Source organism: Ruegeria sp. D3, from assembly GCF_056534465.1.
On the sequence record NZ_JBQFPK010000014.1, the window covers coordinates 83,276 to 99,242 of the forward strand.

General features: G+C 52.7%; 12 protein-coding genes, 1 tRNA gene and 3 pseudogenes. 8 read left to right on the top strand and 8 right to left on the bottom strand.

Annotated features, from left to right (window positions below; translation table 11 throughout):
• Positions 1-71: 71 nt before the first annotated feature.
• Positions 72-1,403 (bottom strand): guanitoxin biosynthesis MBL fold metallo-hydrolase GntH, encoded by a 1,332-nt coding sequence (gntH, locus tag ACR0DX_RS18460; protein ID WP_480847001.1) that lies wholly within the window; start codon positions 1,401-1,403, stop codon positions 72-74.
• A 168-nt stretch (positions 1,404-1,571) separates the two neighbouring features.
• On the opposite strand from gntH, the gene ACR0DX_RS18465 reads away from it, so the two are divergent.
• The gene (locus ACR0DX_RS18465; RefSeq protein ID WP_170356834.1) at positions 1,572-2,903 is read left to right on the top strand and encodes a tetratricopeptide repeat protein; all 1,332 of its coding nucleotides are present in this window, start codon (positions 1,572-1,574) and stop codon (positions 2,901-2,903) included.
• Positions 2,904-3,223: 320 nt separating this feature from the next.
• Here ACR0DX_RS18465 and ACR0DX_RS18470 read toward each other — a convergent pair whose 3' ends face one another.
• Positions 3,224-3,457 (bottom strand): hypothetical protein, encoded by a 234-nt coding sequence (locus ACR0DX_RS18470; protein ID WP_170356787.1) that lies wholly within the window; start codon positions 3,455-3,457, stop codon positions 3,224-3,226.
• Between the two features lie 61 nt (positions 3,458-3,518).
• On the opposite strand from ACR0DX_RS18470, the gene ACR0DX_RS18475 reads away from it, so the two are divergent.
• Positions 3,519-3,788 carry a hypothetical protein gene (locus ACR0DX_RS18475; protein WP_170356785.1) on the top strand — a complete coding sequence of 90 codons (270 nt, stop codon included), beginning with the start codon at positions 3,519-3,521 and terminating at the stop codon, positions 3,786-3,788.
• On the opposite strand, the pseudogene ACR0DX_RS18480 reads toward ACR0DX_RS18475, so the two are convergent.
• A pseudogene (locus ACR0DX_RS18480) lies at positions 3,693-3,937 on the bottom strand (integrase); the annotation flags it as partial. The gene ACR0DX_RS18475 and the pseudogene ACR0DX_RS18480 overlap by 96 nt on opposite strands.
• Before the next feature lie 224 nt (positions 3,938-4,161).
• Between ACR0DX_RS18480 and ACR0DX_RS18485 the strand changes: the two are divergent.
• Entirely contained in the window at positions 4,162-5,703 is a 1,542-nt protein-coding gene (locus tag ACR0DX_RS18485; protein WP_170356832.1) for a phospholipase D family protein, read from the top strand.
• Positions 5,704-5,762: 59 nt separating this feature from the next.
• Here ACR0DX_RS18485 and ACR0DX_RS18490 read toward each other — a convergent pair whose 3' ends face one another.
• The gene (locus ACR0DX_RS18490) at positions 5,763-7,037 is read right to left on the bottom strand and encodes a serine hydrolase domain-containing protein (RefSeq protein WP_170356830.1); all 1,275 of its coding nucleotides are present in this window, start codon (positions 7,035-7,037) and stop codon (positions 5,763-5,765) included.
• Positions 7,038-7,466: 429 nt separating this feature from the next.
• Here ACR0DX_RS18490 and ACR0DX_RS18495 point away from each other — a divergent pair, with 429 nt between their 5' ends.
• A complete protein-coding gene (locus ACR0DX_RS18495; protein ID WP_480847005.1) occupies positions 7,467-9,428 on the top strand; it encodes an amidohydrolase in 1,962 nt (653 codons plus the stop codon).
• Between the two features lie 55 nt (positions 9,429-9,483).
• On the opposite strand, the gene ACR0DX_RS18500 is transcribed toward ACR0DX_RS18495, so the two are convergent.
• Positions 9,484-10,245, bottom strand: coding sequence for a YbaY family lipoprotein (locus ACR0DX_RS18500; RefSeq protein WP_170356827.1), 762 nt, complete (start codon positions 10,243-10,245; stop codon positions 9,484-9,486).
• Between the two features lie 241 nt (positions 10,246-10,486).
• Positions 10,487-11,041 (bottom strand): annotated as a pseudogene (locus ACR0DX_RS18505) (site-specific integrase).
• Between the two features lie 312 nt (positions 11,042-11,353).
• Here ACR0DX_RS18505 and ACR0DX_RS18510 point away from each other — a divergent pair.
• From ACR0DX_RS18510 to ACR0DX_RS18525, 4 genes are read left to right on the top strand one after another with little or no spacing between them, the layout of a single operon-like run.
• Positions 11,354-12,772, top strand: a complete 1,419-nt coding sequence (locus ACR0DX_RS18510) for a circularly permuted type 2 ATP-grasp protein (RefSeq protein WP_170356825.1) — start codon at positions 11,354-11,356, stop codon at positions 12,770-12,772.
• Positions 12,773-12,774: 2 nt separating this feature from the next.
• The gene (locus ACR0DX_RS18515) at positions 12,775-13,716 is read left to right on the top strand and encodes an alpha-E domain-containing protein (protein ID WP_170356823.1); all 942 of its coding nucleotides are present in this window, start codon (positions 12,775-12,777) and stop codon (positions 13,714-13,716) included.
• A gap of 3 nt (positions 13,717-13,719) precedes the next feature.
• Positions 13,720-14,517, top strand: coding sequence for a transglutaminase-like domain-containing protein (locus ACR0DX_RS18520; protein ID WP_170356822.1), 798 nt, complete (start codon positions 13,720-13,722; stop codon positions 14,515-14,517).
• An 11-nt stretch (positions 14,518-14,528) separates the two neighbouring features.
• The gene (locus tag ACR0DX_RS18525) at positions 14,529-15,278 is read left to right on the top strand and encodes a proteasome-type protease (RefSeq protein WP_170356820.1); all 750 of its coding nucleotides are present in this window, start codon (positions 14,529-14,531) and stop codon (positions 15,276-15,278) included.
• A gap of 310 nt (positions 15,279-15,588) precedes the next feature.
• On the opposite strand, the pseudogene ACR0DX_RS18530 reads toward ACR0DX_RS18525, so the two are convergent.
• Both ACR0DX_RS18530 and ACR0DX_RS18535 read right to left on the bottom strand, forming a co-directional pair.
• Positions 15,589-15,783 (bottom strand): annotated as a pseudogene (locus tag ACR0DX_RS18530) (DUF6538 domain-containing protein); the annotation flags it as partial.
• 56 nt (positions 15,784-15,839) lie between these two features.
• Positions 15,840-15,915: transfer RNA gene (locus ACR0DX_RS18535), tRNA-Val, on the bottom strand.
• Between the last annotated feature and the right edge of the window lie 52 nt (positions 15,916-15,967).

The following is a 15,967-nucleotide window of genomic DNA, read 5'->3' on the forward strand; positions in this document are numbered from 1 at the left end:
GTCGCATAGAGAATTCCGATCAGAATTGAAAGAACCGGCGCGTTATTAAGACGCGCCGGTCAAATTTGACTTTATTCATCGCCCGGATACGGGAACTCTTGGCCTAACGCTTCCGAAGCTTCTTCGTAGATGGGGCGCAAAACGTCGTCTACGTCGTCAAAACCACCCTTTGTGAACTCTGAGAACTCCATTACTTCTGGAGAAAGTCCAACCTTTTCCGCATAAGCGGTCTTGTCAGCAGGGTTTGGCGGCTCAGCTGGTGCAGCGAGAGGCGGTGCCCAAGTGTGCTCTTCCGTTGCTGCCATCCGAACCGTAATCGCGTCTTTCGTGACATTCCAAACCATGAAGTCATCTGCCAGACTTAGCGGACCATCATAAGTGCTGCGTATGCGCTCGAATACATTGTTAGAAGTGTCGAAGTCATTGAAGAAATGATAGGCGACCGCCATTCGTGGTTCGATATCGCTCATGACTTTTCCGAAGGCTTCGGGCGCCGTATGTACTTGAGTTCCAACCAATAAAGCGGACTCGGGTGTGAAACCCATCTTTGCTACAAGGTCGGGAACCGCTACGAAGCATTCATGGATAGCGAGGTCTGCGTTCTTAGCGTACTCCTTGAACCACTTGTTCGGATAAGTGTCTGAGCTAAAAACAAATTTTAAACCATTCCATTCAAGTGCGTAGCTGATTGCACCATCAATTGAATGGATGGCTGGAAAAGTACGAATTTGGACGCCATTTTCTTCGTAAATTACCTCGTTCTCTAACCTGTAATCGAACTCATTAACCTCCATTGAATAGCCGCGGAAATCAGTGACTCCTGCACGGCCTGCTAGGTCCCATGTGAGCATCTTTTGCATATGATCTAGTGCATAAGCAATGCCAAGTTCTTCTGATGGTCCACTTGGGCCCCAAACCCGTAGCGGAATATTCCGCCCCATCAATGCGCCACCGATGAACAGGTCATGCAACGCGCCGAAATGGTCAGTATGAAGATGGCCGATGAAGACCTTGTCCAAATAATTATACGGGATTTGCAGGGAAGAAATTCGCTCGGCCGATCCCGAGCCAATGTCGAACAAGAACTTATCTCCGTTGCCCAGTTCCACAAGGAAACACGCAGCAGCCTGAGCCGCTCGCGTTGTAGGCATTCCGGTTCCACACGCGATGACCCGCATCTCGTCTTCGGCGAGATCTTCGGTATTGGGGTAGTACACATCGCGAGGGCGATCACGCACCATCGTAGGAGAAACTTCTTCTGTTTCCTGCGCGTATGCTGCCGAAGGGGCAATTAATTCGGTGACTGCTTCAGTGACCGATTGTGGAGAAATAGCCCAAGCGCCAAATATCACGCCGATTGCGAAGTGCTTGCTAAGCCTCTCGTAATTCATACGTTGTGTCATGTGTAATCCTCCCGTCGCTTAGTAGATTGGCATGCTGGGAATGCGGATTTTCGCGCTCCGGCTCGCTGTTTTGGTTACAAGTCTGAGGCTTAGGAAACATTCACGTAAGTGACTCACGGTGAATATCGGCGTGACTCACGCGTCATTAATTGCAAAAATAAGAATGTGATGAGGTATTCCAAAGACATTTCGGCCCGTGAAAAGCGCGCCGCCCTTGGCAGGTTGCTTGTTGACGCTCATCTGGATGAATCCGATAGACTTCAGGCGTTCCTGACGTACATCGTCGAAGAAGAACTTGCTGGTCGAGGAGACCAAATTCGCAGCAAGACTATCGCTCAAGATGTCTATGACCGCGATACCTCGGAGGGGACCGATCCGGAAAACATCGTTCGAGTCGATGCACGGCGACTTCGCCAGTTCTTGGAACTGCATTACGAGGGCATCGGAAAAGATGATCCGGTACGGCTGTGTATCGATAGCGGTGGATATCGGCCGCGGTTCGAAAATGTTTCAAAAACAACCGCTGTATCAATCTCAAAAAAGGCCCTACGCTTTGGACTGCCCATAGGGGCGTTCACCATTGGGGCCGTCGTTGGTGCGTTGGTTGCAGTTGGTCTTGCCCAAGATGGACAAGAAACTGTTGCTGCCGAAGTGATTGGTTTATCTGCAACTGATCCCAACACGCACTTGCAGCGCGCAGCAATTTACGAAAAATCCCCTGCTGCATTACAAGCATTCAATTTGGCGCAACAAGCACGGACAATGATATTTCCGATCTTCGACCGACAGCGCCAGTTGCTGGTTCTGTCCGTTTTCGAAGGCGTGATCGAGATCGATCCAGAATATTTCGGCGGATATGCCGGTGCAGCGCAGGCCCTCGCGTCCCTTGCGGTGATAACTCCGCCGTCAGACGCCAAGAACGACTATGCGGATGCCGCCATGAAGATGGCGAGCCAAGCGGTTAGCCTTGCCCCAGACCAAGCCTGGAGCCAGTCCGCAAAAAGCTGGGCCAGTTTCGCCAATCGCGATTATGACGCCGCGCTGCAACTCGGTAGGCGGGCCTCAAAACTTGATCCTAACGATGGCGCCGTTCTCGACTTTCTTGGTGCTGTGGCGATGTTTACTGGCGAGTTTGGCGAAGCTATTGAAACGGCCGACAGGCTCTCTCTGCTAGATTCCAGAAACCAAAGGTTTGCAAATCGAAACATTTCCGGCGCGACGCATTTTCATCTGGGTGAATATCAAACAACGGTAGAACGCTTTGAAGAGGCAAAGCAACTTGGCGATCCACTCAGCGCACCTTCACTTGCATATGTAACGGCGGCGCTGTCAGCTATGGGGCAAGACCATGCGGCTAAAGCCAAACTAGCTGAACTTGAGCGTGCTTGGCCGAACGCACCAATCGGCGCGATGCTCAAAAGTATCCACAAAGATGTCGAGCATGCAGAAGCCGTACTGCGCGAGTTACAAAAACAAGGCTGGGTAAGCCCTGTCCAATAGGCATTGTGTACAACAAATAGGTACAATGCGAAGGTCTAAACAATCTTCACCAGAGCTGGTACTTCAGTCAAAAATAGTCTCACCAGCGCGGTGTCGGGATCGATATCGGAAAGCCAGAAAAGGGGCCTTTGCTAGGGAACCTGATTTTCGCTGCAGAAAAGCGTTTGAAAGGCGTTCTTGTCGAAGCGGACATTTGAGATCGAAAAATGCAACAAATCGCCGAAGTTTTTTGAGCTGCACCAACAAAGACAAGATGGCCAGCCCTGTCACCAGCTCGAATTTCGAACAGATAAGGCTTCATCTAGTTCCGAGGCTGCCAGTCAGTTAATCGCCTCATCATCAAATTCTTCCAACTGCTCATCTTCATCACCGACATCCCAATCGTCGATAGCCGGTGGGTCGCCGAACTCCGCAAATGCTGCGCGAAGTCTCATCGCATGGAGATTGTCCACGCGCCGTCGCGACATTGCGCTGGTGAAGAATTGAGAAATACGGATGGTTCTCGATATGATCAAACGTAGCCCCAGGGATGATGCCCAGTCGCGGACCTTCATAGGCATAGGGCCACGCCGTACTTTCTAAACCGGCGCCGCTTATTGATTGGTTCCAAACAGCTTGATCGATGGGACCACGTACCAAACCTCGATCGGCGGCCTGACTTATGAGGAGGGCACACATCGGATCTTCAACATGAAAGAGAGGGGTGAGCACCCCTCCGGTGATACGAATGTTGAGCGCAAGCGCCATGAACAAATGCCAGATAAGTTCGCCGCTTCGATCTTCCATTGCGAGGGTGGGAACACGATGTTCAATGAAACCTCGCACGCTCTCGACGTCCTCCCTTTTTACCAAGTCACATCCAAGCAGTTTGCTGTCGATCGCTAAGTTGAGCAGAGCGAGATCGCGATGGTTCTTAGCCAGCTCAAGTCGGCCCAGACGTGCTTTGGTTTCAGCGGTCGTTTTTGACCGACGATGCGGCCCTTGTTCCATGCAGGGCGCAGAGCGCGAATGGCTGGTAGGTTTGGTGTTTCCATGACTGATCCTCCGATCCGCCATGCCCTCCCACGACGACAACACGACGTTTACGGGTCCAGCCTATCACGTCATGCTGCGCTGCCTCCGAGGTCAACTCCGAGCCCAAAGTGGATAAAGCTCGGTTCTCTGTCTGTTGTTTGGACCTAAACTCTTGAAAAACTGTCTGTCGATAGGTCAATCTCAACTATAAGGCAAATCCAACTTGCCATTTGTGGAACCCTGAATGCGGCTGATCAGAACATGTTTGATTTTGGTAGCGGTGATCGCAGTGATCATTATGGGGTTACGACTGACATTTCCGCTTCCTGAGGAAAACTTTTCTGAGCCGACGGTTAAGCAAGATGCCGATTGGGACGGACCATTAGGTGCAACAATAAAAAATGCACTTGAACGCAATCCCGGGCTCGACGGTGTAAGGCCGCTGGGAAATGGACGCGCAGCCTTTGCGGCCCGGGCGATCCTTGCAAGAGAAGCGACATCCTCAATCGATGCTCAGTACTATATCTGGCAAGATGACGTGACCGGCCTGATGCTTCTGGAAGAGCTCAGGGCAGCAGCAGAGCGCGGTGTCCGTGTCAGATTATTGGTCGATGACAACGGTATTTCCGGATTGGATGAATTGCTCGCCGAACTGAACGCTCTGCCAAATGCAAATGTTCGCATTTTCAATCCGTTTACTTTGAGAAACCCAAAGCTTCTGTCCTATGCATTTGACTTTGGGCGCCTGAACCGGCGGATGCACAATAAATCAATGACTGTGGACGGAGTCGCCACGATTGTTGGAGGGCGCAACATTGGTGACATCTATTTCGACTACGGTGCAGGAACGCATTATCTTGATGTGGACGCGATAGCTATTGGCCCGATTGTAGATGAGGTGTCGCAATCATTCGACGCATATTGGAACAGTGCCTCCGCGTACGACGCGGAGTTGTTTTTGGAGCCTCCGTCGGAAAAAACTCTGAAAACGAAGGCAGACGCCGCACGCCAGACTGCGGTTGGCGCAGGTTATCAAAGGGCAATTCAGGAAAATGAACTGGCCGACCGGATATCGGCACGCGATCTGAAGTTCGAATGGAGCGAAGTCACTCTTTTCGTCGACGACCCGTCAAAAGGGTTGGGCGAAGTCGAGAGTGAAGATCTGATTGTCGAGCAACTTATCGAATTCGCCAAAACCTCTGAGACCTCGCTAGACCTAGTCTCAGCGTATTTCATTCCGGGCGAAAGAGGCGCGGAGGTTTTGGAGGGGTTGGCAGAGTCCGGAGTGAAGGTCCGCGTTCTGACCAACTCATTGGATGCAACGGATGTGATGCCGGTTCACGCAGCCTATATGCGATACAGAGAAGGCTTGCTGAACAGTGGTGTAGAACTGCTTGAGCTTCGAGCTTTGCGGCGTGAGCATCGCGAGCGCAGCCTGCCCGAGATGCTGGCCGGATCGGCCTCCGGTCTACACGCAAAAGTCTTTGGATCGGATGGAGAACGGATCTTCATAGGCTCTTACAACCTCGACCCCAGATCCGCGCGGCTGAATACAGAAATGGGCCTTATGATCGAAAGCCCAAAGATTGCTGCATCGCTTACGGAGCAATTGAACCGGCCTGAGTTTTCTTATCGAGTCGAACTTAACGACAGCGGCGAGATGACCTGGCTGCAAGAAGAGCAGGATGGGACAGTCACCATTCACACCGCAGACCCGGAAACCACTGGTTTACAGCGTGCCCTGACGGCCGTGGTCAGGTGGCTGCCGGTCGAATGGATGCTCTAGTCACCAAACGACCGACTATACATTGGCCTGCGGCCAGAGACGCCAGTGCGTGATCTGACCTACAGGGAATTCACAATGGCCCTGGCGTAAGCTTCCATGTCGATACTCGCACCTCCGGTTGCGTACCAAACGACGACTGCGTCTTTTCCTGGCGAGACATAGATGCCTTGGCCATTCATCCCACTTTTGTAGAAATCGCCATCGGCAAAAACGGCATCCCATTGGTATGCGTTTGCCATCGGTTGTTCACGGAATGCTTCGGAAAGGTGCGGGCCAAGTGTTCCCTTCATGTAGTTTTCGGCGACACCCGCTGTTTGGATCGTGTCGATCATCTTTTCAGATACAATTCGGTCTGACGCTGTCTTGTGCCAGCTTGGCGTGTAGAGCAGACCAATCTTTGCCATGTCGATCAAGCGGCTGCTGATCAGACCGTGTATGATACCGTTTCCTTGAGGTGACAGCGCAAGGGTGGCGTCGCCAGTCATTCCAGCTTTGCTCCAAACCCGTTCCGTGATCGCTTCGCCAAGTCGCTGGTTCGTAACGGCTTCAATGACAAGACCAAGCATTTGCGTGTTTGCAGAAGAGTATTCGAAGGCTTCCGCCGGTTCCCGCAGCTTGGGTATAGCAAACAGGGCTTCGTTATGCGTTTGCAGGACGCCTGCTTCGTTCGGAACACCAACCTCAGCCCTGACAAAACGCCCATACGGTGTGTCGCCCTTGCGTGAAAGGGGGTTCTCTTCCAGATCCAAACCAGACTGCATGTTCAGGACGTCGATGACTTTTATGCTCTCCCAAGCTGTTCCCTTGGTGCCCTCGACATAGTCGCCAACCGTTTTCTGAACGTCGATCTTACCCTCATCTTGCAATTGACCGATCAGCAAGCTTGAGAGGATCTTTGCATTGGACATCCAGACGTGGTTGTCCGTCCGACGCATCCCCGGGTAAACCTCGTAAGCGATTTCACCGTTGTGAAGAACCATAACGCCCTGCACCGTGGAATTATCGGCATTAATCATCTCGTCAAGCGAGACAGCATTGCCATCAGCGCCCGGGACGCTCGTGGCGCCTATGGCATCGTTAAGGTTTGTCGCAAGCATCGCAACGGCCCCGTCGCGGCGAATAACCGAACTTGGCAGGAACTCGGCGAGGTTCATGTACGAAAAAGCCCCGGCTTCGGTAATGTCGAGGAACTTCTGCAAATTCCATTCAGAGCTCAGGTCGTAAGCTTGCTTGGCTGTGTAACCATTCCTCAAGTCGCGGATGGAAAAGTCTTCTCGCGGCGTCGCGTATGGGTCGTCTTCAGCATGTACAGGAGAAGTTCCAAGGCTTTGCATAATCAAACCTCCAATAAGCGCAAAAACTGGAAAATTGGACTTTGAAAGTAACGAAGTGTTTGGCATCGCAGTATCGCTCCAAATGAGTTGCAACTAAAGTACGGCCGCAGTCGGCTTGTCAAAATCTGGTTTTCAAAGAACTGAACAACTTAGTTTTACGAGGCAAAGCATAGTCCGTTTTCTTGGGAATTCGAGATTTACTGCCGTTCTATGCTGCCTGGTGAAAGTCCAACGTTGTTTCCAATGCAGGCATTCTGCGAATTTGGGCGAATGACTGCTGTGAGCCCACAGCGGTCAACGAAAGTGGCTTTCAAGTTTGGGTTGCTCAGTCAGTATTGAGTGACTGAGGGCTTAGGTTGACACATCGCAGATCAGCCTGCTCTGATCGAAGCAATTTATTTATGTCCGTAATCCCATTCGGAGGCATCAATGAAGTTCTTTAAGTCTCTCACTGTATTCGCTTTTGCGCTGATGCCGCTTCACGGCGCTGCACAGTCCCCCTCATTGCAAGACGCCTTCGAGCGTTTCCCTGAGTTTCCCGGCACAACTGTCTACGTCGGTGGAGAAGTTCTCACCATGAATCCGGACGCCCCGGTGGCTGAAGCGGTGGCGGTCAGGAACGGTCGAATTACTGACGTTGGAACCCTGGAGGAAATCGAGGGTCGCCTACCCGAAGGTAGCTATGCAATTGACCGCAGTTTTGAAGACAAGGTCATTGTGCCTGGGTTCATTGAACAGCATTTGCACCCGCTTCTGGGCGCACTTGCGATGATGTCGGATGCCATCATTTCCATCGAGGACTGGCAATCGCCAGCGGGATTTGCGCCTCTTGCCAATAGCGAGGAGGAGTTTCGCCAACGTCTGTCCGATGTCATCAACACATATGATCCAAGCAGCGGGCGACCGCTGATGGTCTGGGGATATCATGCGTCATGGCACGGCAGCATGAGTCGTGCGATTTTGGACGAACTGGCCCCCGACATTCCGCTAGCTATATGGCAACGCTCCACCCACGAGATGTACTTTAACTCGGTGGCCCTAGAGCAACTTGAAATCACAGAAGAATACATTGCCAGCTGGTCAAGTGAACTGGCTAGGTCTCAAGCCAATCTGGAAAAAGGCCTCTTCCTTGAAGCTGCATTCTGGGAGCATGTGTTCTTTGAGAAATTTGCTCCGGTCTATGCATCTATCGACAGGGTTATGGAGGCGCTGGAGTTCACAGAAGACTATTATCACCGCAGCGGAATCACGACCCTTGCAGAGCCTGCTGGCCCTGTTGATCAAAACGCCCAAGCTCTGGTAGCAGAAGCGTTCGGGCCAGACGACACACCGTTCAATTTTTACTTTATTCCAGACGGGCGGACTCTTGGGGGTATGTTTCTGAACACAGAGGGCCCCGAAAAAGTACTGGCCGAGACCGAAGCTATGCTGGCGTGGAGCGAAGGCCGAACCCAGTTCCTACCTAAGCAAGTCAAGCTGCTTCTGGATGGCGCGATCTTCAGTGAATTAATGATCATGCGCGACGGCTACCTGGACGGGCATGAAGGTCAGTGGATCATGACGCCCGATTTCTTCAAGCAGGTTTTCGACCTTTATTGGGACGCAGGTTTTCAGGTCCATGTTCACAATCTAGGAGACGGCGGTCTGGACATCCTTCTTGATGCCCTTGAAGCCGCCATGCAGCGCAACCCGCGATATGACCATCGCACCGTCGTTGTACACTTTGGCTACGCCCAACCAGATCAGATCGCACGTATTAAACGTCTTGGCGCGATCGTCAGCGGCAATTCCGTTTATACTCCGACGCTCGCAGATCGGTACGCCGCAGGCAGCGTTGGTAGTGATCGGACAGAGCGCATGGTGCCTTTAGGCGATGCCGTTCGGGCAGGTATCCCCTTTTCGATGCACTCGGACATGCCGATGGCTCCTGCAGAGCCGCTGAAGTACATGTGGGCTGCTGTCAATCGGATTTCCACGAGTGGCCGTGTCGTTGGTCCGGACCAGCGCATCAGTGCCGAAGATGCTTTGGAAGGTATCACAATTGGCGCAGCCTATTCCCTGCAAATGGAGGATGAGATCGGTTCCATCGAGCCTGGCAAACTGGCCAATTTCACAATCCTTGAAGAAAATCCGCTAACTGTGGATCCTTTGACGCTGGCCGATATCAATGTGTGGGGAACTGTACTTGAAGGCCGTCTACAGCCCGCTCCTCCTGCAGCGGGAGAAGACAATGATGAAGCCGATGCAGGCCAGTTGATCGATAATCCGGAACGAGTGTTGATGGCGTCACTACGCCACGCACGCAGTAAGGCCCACTATCACGATCACTCGCAATCAAGGCCGTCCAACGTCTATGATCCGCTCGGGATTTCGACCTTTGATTCTCGCTGATATTGGCTTGAACAAGTCGGCTGATTGTCCCAGCTCGCTCCGATAGGCGCGGTACCTATTCTGGCAATTTACGCAGACGCAGAACCGTCGCTCCCGCTGCATTCCTGAGCGCCAGGATTGTGCCGTTTGTCACGTAGGCCACTGCCTCGGACAAGGCTTGGATCGTATCTTGTTCAAGCTTTTCTTGATCCTCCGGGCACGCCATCTTCGTTCCTGCGAAGTTGCCCGGCATGCTGAACTCATCGTTGGCTGCGTCAAGGGTTCCCGTAAACCGGTTACACCCACCGTAAAGGCCAAACTGGCCGTCTTGTTCAACTGTCAAGGAAGGAGGGTTATCAACTATCAGCATACGCCCTGCGATCTCATAGACTTCCCAATTGATATCGTAGATCGATTGGTCTGGGTTGCTGCCGCCCGCTCTCCTTGGCATCATCTCTAAAACGAGTTCAGCAGAATTTGGTGCGCCACGGGTGAGCACAGGTGTCGCCGTCGTAGAACGAAACTTCACGTGACCGTCTGAAATGATCCTGGCAGCTACTGTGTAGGTATGGCGCTCATCGATGAGATCTGTGTCGTAGGCAATTTCAACTGTTCTGGGGACACCCGCAAGTTTGAACCTCTGGGAAGACTGGCTAACCGAAGGGGCATCAGCACGCGAAGTGTCGAGAAGTTCGACTTCTAAAACTGCGTCAGGCGGCAGCGCGATGCGTTCCTGGTAGGTGACTGTGGTCTTCACATGCTTTGTCTCGGCGACTCCAGACGAAGCGATTGAGAGTAGGACAGCTGAAAATATCGCAGTCAGAACGTGTTTAAGCATTGAGAAAGGTTCTCCGAAAAATGTTCAGAAACCAACAGACTACGCGGATCTAAGAAACGCAAGAACAGACTCTTGGAAATGTCTCTTTGTGCCCGCTTTGTCCGCTTGCCGTGAGATCACCAAACCCCGGAACTCACTTGCGCGGTGAACGGAAGGAATGCGGGCAGCAGCCGCAGCATTCGAGGGATGCACTGGATGTCTCCTTTGGGCCGCCAATGACGGCGACCCGAATACGCTAGATTTAAATGGCTTCCGCGATGGCCAAAGCATCCTCCAGTTCTACACCCGAGTACCGAAAGGTGCTGTCCCCCTTGGGGTGACCGAGAAGAAGCTGAACGGCTCGAAGGTTACCAGTCTTCTTGTATATCTGGGTGACCTTGGTTCGGCGCATCGAATAGGTGCCATGGGCACTCGCCTTGAGCCTACCCGGTCACAGGTATTCCGAGCCGACCATGAGTTTATCTTCCATCCATTTCTCAACCGACATACGTGTGCCTTCAGAAATCGCGAAGTGCACCGGTTTCTGCGTTTTGCTTTGCAGAACCGAAGCCCGTTATTTGATCTGACCAGACGCCATGACGTCCACGACTTTCATCTTCACCAGGTAACTTCCGCCCAGTTTGCTGTCGATGGCCATATTGAAAAGTGCGAGATCACGGTGATTCTCGACCAATTCAAATCGAACACGGATCGCCCAAAGATGCTTTGGTTTCAACGGTCGTTTCTGACCCACGATGCGGCCTTTGTTCCATGCAGGGCGAAGGGCGCGAATGGCTGGTAAGTTTGGCGTTTGCATGAAAGATCCTCCGATCCGCCATGCCCTCCCACAACGACAACCCGACGTTGACTACGCCAACATATCGCATGATGCTGCGTTACCTCCGAAGTCTGGAATGAGCCCAATGCGGACGTTCAGAAGCAGTACAAAACCAGATACTGTTGAATTCAAAATACTGAATGTGACTTCAAGTGGAAACACGAATAGCGCCACGTTGTTAAGTTCACGAGACTATCCAGTTAGCCTGAAAATTAGACGCTCCGTCCAAAGGCAGCTTCCAACCAAGCCTGAATGACTTGAAAAATCTGATCTATGCGTAAAACTCAAAGCATGAGTGTGTATTTTGATGAAATGTTCAACGGCGATGGATCACTCAGAGGTCCATACGAGGAGATCGGCCGCTGGTTCAACGCGGAAGACGTATCACGACTGAGGGCGAAACAACGCGAAGCCGAAGAGGTTTTCAGGCTGACGGGCATAACTTTTAACGTCTACGGCAAAGCCGAGGCTGAGGAACGCCTTATACCGTTTGATATCGTGCCACGAGTCATTTCAGCGCGCGAATGGCAGCGGCTGGAACGCGGTATCGAACAGCGGGTGCGGGCAATCAACGCATTTCTACACGACATTTATCACCGTCAGGAAATAGTCCGGGCCGGGCGTGTGCCGGCTGAGATGATTGCCGGAAACGAAGCGTTCCTGCCGCAGATGCTTGGTGTCTCACCGCCCGGTCAGGTTTATACGCACATTGTCGGCGTCGATCTGGTGCGAACCGGCCCAGACGAGTTTTTCGTTCTGGAAGACAACGCCCGAACGCCATCCGGGGTCAGCTATATGCTGGAGAACCGGGAGACGATGCTAAAGATGTTCCCTGAGCTTTTTAGCGCGACCAACGTTCGGAATGTTTCTGACTACCCCCGCAATCTACGACGGTCGCTGGCGGCCTGTGCACCGGCTTGTGCAGACGGGGAACCCACTGTCGCGGTATTAACCCCGGGCATCTATAACTCGGCCTACTACGAACATGCGTTCCTCGCAGATCAGATGGCCGTGGAATTGGTCGAGGGTCACGATCTGCGGGTTGTCGACGGACGTGTCTGCATGCGCACCACCAGAGGCTATACGCCCATCGACGTGCTTTATCGCCGGGTTGATGACGACTTCCTGGATCCGCTGAACTTCAACCCTGATAGCGCATTGGGCGTGCCAGGCATTTTGGACGTATACCGCGCTGGCGGCATCACGATCGCCAACGCGCCGGGAACAGGCATAGCCGATGACAAGGCTATTTATTCCTACATGCCCGAGATCGTTGAGTTCTACACGGGCGAGAAGCCTCTGCTTCAGAATGTTCCTACCTGGCGGTGTAGCGACCCCGTCTCTTTGTCTTATGTACTGGACAATCTTTCCGAGCTTGTTGTGAAAGAAGTACACGGGTCTGGCGGCTACGGAATGTTGATCGGACCGACCGCCAGCAAGAAAGAGATTTCAGCTTTTCGCGACAAGCTCATATCGCGGCCAGCGAACTATATTGCTCAGCCGACATTGTCGCTTTCGACGGTGCCGATCTTCGCGCGTTCTGGGCTGGCCCCCAGACATGTCGATCTGCGTCCTTTCGTTTTGGTGTCACCCGAAGGGGTCAAGATCACTCCCGGCGGCCTGACCCGCGTGGCTCTTAAGAAAGGGTCGCTGGTCGTGAATTCAAGCCAGGGTGGCGGGACCAAAGACACCTGGGTTCTGGAGGACTGACCATGCTGGGAAAAACTGCTGGTGGGTTGTTCTGGATGTCCCGGTATCTTGAGCGAGCGGAAAATACGGCGAGGCTGCTTGAAACAGGTCAGAGAATGGCGTTGACCCGTACCAAAAACTCTGCCGAGGAATGGGGTTCGGTTCTAAAAACGGCCGGTGTTCTGGATGGGTACCACGCCAAGTATGACGAGATTTCGAAGGACAATGCGGTCGATTGGGTGCTGCGTGACGCTGATAACCCATCCTCGATCAAGTCGGTTATCAAGCAAGCCCGAGACAACGCGCGCCTTGTTCGGACAGCGCTCACCCATGATGTCTGGAGCGCAGTGAACTCCACCTGGATGCAGATCGACGCGGTGATGAAACGACGCGTGAATGAGCGGGACTTACCTGCAACGTTGGAACTCATTCGACAACAGGCGGCTTTGGTCCGTGGTGCCACTTTGGGGACCATGCTGCGTAACGACATTTTCGATTTCACCCGCATCGGGACTTTTGTCGAACGGGCTGACAATACTGGGCGCATTTTGGACGTGAAGTACTATGTTCTTCTGCCCACAGCCTTCTCGGTCGGCTCATCACTGGACAACATCCAATGGGAAAGCATTCTCCGTTCCGTCGGCGCTGGTGGAGGGTATCGGATGACCCATGGTGAGAAAACTCGGCCGTCTGATATTGCTCAGTTTTTGATACTGGATCAGCGGATGCCTCGCAGTTTGCACTTCTGCTGCAGAAAGATTCAGGAAAACCTGTCCTACCTGAAGAAAGACTACGGCTTTGCTGGGCCTTCGTGCGAGGCATCAAATGCTCTGTACGAGAAATACTTGGATCAGAAAATTTCCGATATTTTTGAATTCGGTCTGCATGAGTACATTCAGGATTTTCTGACCGATCTCGGCAATTTGAGCCGTCAGATCGAGATTGATTACAGGTTCTACGAGTAGCCAATGAAACTGCACATTCGACACGAGACACGATACGATTTTGACGCGCCGGTTCCCTTCGGTCTGCAACAGCTGCGGAAAACACCAAAGTCATTTCGAAACCAGAGCATTGTGAGTTGGAGCACCCAGATCACCGGTGGGCACAAAGAGCTGACATTTGAAGACTACCACCGCAACACGGTGGAATTGATCAGTTTCGAAACAAACACCCAAAGCATCTCGTTGATCTCCGAAGGTATTGTTGAAGTGAAAGACACGCACGGTGTTCTGGGGCGTCACGAAGGGTCGACGCCCTTGTGGCTATTCAAAAGAAGCACTCCGCAGACATCGCCGGGGAAAAGAGTTGCAGAGCTGATAAGCGCATTGCCCAACGGCGAACCGCTGGAGCAGATGCATGCACTGTCCGAAAGAATTCGAGCTACGGTCTCGTACGAAATTGGAAGTTCACACCCGGGTTGGAGCGCAGAAGATGCCCTCAAAGCTGAGCGGGGCGTGTGTCAGGACCATACGCACATCTTCATTACCTGCGCCCGACAGCTCGGAGTGCCAGCACGCTACGTCTCGGGCTACTTGATGATGAACGAAACGGAGCTGCAGGACGCGACCCATGCCTGGGCCGAAGTGCATTTGGACGGGCTTGGGTGGGTTGGATTTGACGTCTCAAACGGGATTTCGCCAGATGATCGATACGTACGCGTCGCAACCGGTCTGGACTATGCCCAAGCCGCCCCGGTAATAGGGAACAGAATTGGGACAGCGGGCGAGCAATTGACAGTGCAGTTGCAAGTCGCACAGCAGTAACGGAGACATGAATGACCTATGCTGTCGGCATGCGGTTGAACCGCGGGTTGGTATTTATGTCCGATACGCGCACGAATGCCGGCGTCGACAATGTTTCAACCTTCAACAAGATGTTCAACTGGACAGTCGAAGGTGACCGGTCGATCACAATCCTAACGGCCGGAAACCTGGCCACTACTCAGGCAACGATAAGCCTCCTAGAAGAGCGTACGAAAGCACCCGCGGATCGTTCACCATCGATCTTAGAAGCACCGACAATGTTTCAAGTTGCGCAACTGGTCGCGGCTACGCTGAACGACGTCATCGAGGAGCATGCCCGGTCCGGTCAGCAAGCTGACAGCGCTTTTCACGCGACACTCATTGTTGGAGGCCAGATCAAGGGCGGTCCGTCTCGCCTGTTTTTGATCTACCCTGAAGGCAATTTTATCGAGGCCGGCGACGACACCCCGTTCTTTCAGATCGGTGAGACAAAATATGGCCGTCCTATTCTGGTACGCGCCTACGATCCGGAAATGAGTTTTCCAGAAACCGTGAAACTCTTGCTTGTCAGTTTTGACTCCACGATTAAGGCCAATCTGTCTGTCGGGGCGCCGCTCGACCTGCTTCTCTACGATGAAGACAGCCTTGATGGCGGTACGCGGTCAAGATTCGAAGCTGACGACCAGTACTTTCGCAGTGTTTCCGATGGATGGGGTGACGCGTTAAAATCGGCCTTGGCCAAACTTCCAGAATACAGATCGGGGCGAAGATCAAACGATTGAGCGTCCGCTTTGTCCGCGGTCCAGACGTCTGCGATAACAAAAATCGAGCAAGTGCAGCGAATGGCAGCAGTGCGGGTTGCGACTGAGGCATCCAGCCAATGGGTTTAATGTCGGCAATGGGTCGTGAGTGGGGGTCCGAAGATCGCCTCCCACACATTATCCTGACCTTCGTGCTGTTACTTGTCCCGTCCGCTTCAGCTAGCCACCTGTCGGCGGCATCTCCCACAGTATTCCCCTGCTTCGGTTTACTAGGGCCAACAACATGGGACGGTGTTTGTCCTTCGGTGATCGCTTCAATGATTTCCTCAAGGACTCTTGGACGGCGCTTCAATGCTTCGGCTAGATCCTGAGTTCCTAATCCTCTGACAATCTCTCGTTTGCCAACAATATCTTGGTACTCAGTCGGCACAGCTACCCTTACAGCGTACCATTTGCCTCGAAGGAACAATCCTCTGGGCAGTCCAAAACGGTTTTGATGTTTCGATTCCCGTACATTCTTCCTCAAATGGTCTCCAAGTTCTCGTTACAAGACCCTGAATAAACCATTGAAAATAAGGGGAATGGTGGGTGATGAGAGACTCGAACTCCCGACATCTTCGGTGTAAACGAAGCGCTCTACCAACTGAGCTAATCACCCGTGACGGTGCATTTAGCCAAGCCAGCGCCCGGGTGCAAGAGGGTCTGGAAGA

Bases quoted from the DNA above. Each gene is read 5' to 3' on its own strand.
- gntH (WP_480847001.1), bottom strand. From the start codon at position 1,403: ATGACACAACGTATGAATTACGAGAGGCTTAGCAAGCACTTCGCAATC.
- ACR0DX_RS18465 (WP_170356834.1), top strand. From the start codon at position 1,572: ATGAGGTATTCCAAAGACATTTCGGCCCGTGAAAAGCGCGCCGCCCTT.
- ACR0DX_RS18470 (WP_170356787.1), bottom strand. From the start codon at position 3,457: ATGAAGGTCCGCGACTGGGCATCATCCCTGGGGCTACGTTTGATCATA.
- ACR0DX_RS18485 (WP_170356832.1), top strand. From the start codon at position 4,162: ATGCGGCTGATCAGAACATGTTTGATTTTGGTAGCGGTGATCGCAGTG.
- ACR0DX_RS18490 (WP_170356830.1), bottom strand. From the start codon at position 7,037: ATGCAAAGCCTTGGAACTTCTCCTGTACATGCTGAAGACGACCCATAC.
- ACR0DX_RS18495 (WP_480847005.1), top strand. From the start codon at position 7,467: ATGAAGTTCTTTAAGTCTCTCACTGTATTCGCTTTTGCGCTGATGCCG.
- ACR0DX_RS18500 (WP_170356827.1), bottom strand. From the start codon at position 10,245: ATGCTTAAACACGTTCTGACTGCGATATTTTCAGCTGTCCTACTCTCA.
- ACR0DX_RS18510 (WP_170356825.1), top strand. From the start codon at position 11,354: ATGAGTGTGTATTTTGATGAAATGTTCAACGGCGATGGATCACTCAGA.
- ACR0DX_RS18515 (WP_170356823.1), top strand. From the start codon at position 12,775: ATGCTGGGAAAAACTGCTGGTGGGTTGTTCTGGATGTCCCGGTATCTT.
- ACR0DX_RS18520 (WP_170356822.1), top strand. From the start codon at position 13,720: ATGAAACTGCACATTCGACACGAGACACGATACGATTTTGACGCGCCG.
- ACR0DX_RS18525 (WP_170356820.1), top strand. From the start codon at position 14,529: ATGACCTATGCTGTCGGCATGCGGTTGAACCGCGGGTTGGTATTTATG.